This window comes from Bradyrhizobium sp. Ce-3 (assembly GCF_022835695.1).
Lineage (GTDB): Bacteria > Pseudomonadota > Alphaproteobacteria > Rhizobiales > Xanthobacteraceae > Bradyrhizobium.
The window spans coordinates 1-735 of the sequence record NZ_BQUV01000021.1; the positions used below are offsets into that span (position 1 = coordinate 1).

A 735-nucleotide genomic window follows, 5' to 3' on the forward strand; every position below is an offset into this window, starting at 1 on the left:
GCATGGACGTGGTGCGCACCAATATCGACCAGATCGGCGGCACCATCGACATCAAGAGCGTGGCCGGCGAGGGCGCTTCGGTCACCATCAAGATCCCGCTGACGCTTGCCATCGTCTCCGCCCTGATCGTCGAAGCCGGCGGCGACCGCTTTGCGATTCCGCAATTGTCCGTGGTCGAGCTGGTGCGGGCCCGCGCCAACTCCGAGCACCGCATCGAGCGGATCAAGGACACAGCGGTCTTGCGGCTGCGCAACAAGCTGCTGCCGCTGATCCACCTCAAGAAGCTCTTGAAGATCGACGACGGCGCGACCACCACGGACGCCGAGAACGGCTTCATTGTGGTGACGCAGGTCGGCAGCCAGACTTTTGGCATCGTGGTCGACGGCGTGTTCCACACCGAGGAGATCGTGGTCAAGCCGATGTCGACCAAGCTGCGGCACATCGACATGTTCTCCGGCAATACCATCCTGGGCGATGGCGCCGTGATCATGATCATCGATCCCAACGGCATCGCAAAAGCCTTGGGCGCCTCCGGCTCCTCGGCCCATGACATGGCCGACGACAGCGCCAGCGCCCACGCCAACAGCGGCGAGCAGCTCACCTCGCTCTTGGTGTTCCGCGCCGGCTCGAGCCAGCCCAAGGCGGTGCCGCTCGGCCTCGTCACCCGGCTGGAGGAGATCGCAACCGACAAGATCGAGCTCTCGAACGGCCGCTACATGGTGCAGTACCGCGAGC

The 735-nt window shown here is 64.5% G+C and carries 1 protein-coding gene; it reads left to right on the forward strand.

Features of this window, described 5'->3' with window-relative positions:
- On the forward strand, nt 1–735 hold a 735-nt coding region (locus BRSPCE3_RS35640), incomplete at both ends, for a chemotaxis protein CheW (RefSeq protein ID WP_244071784.1).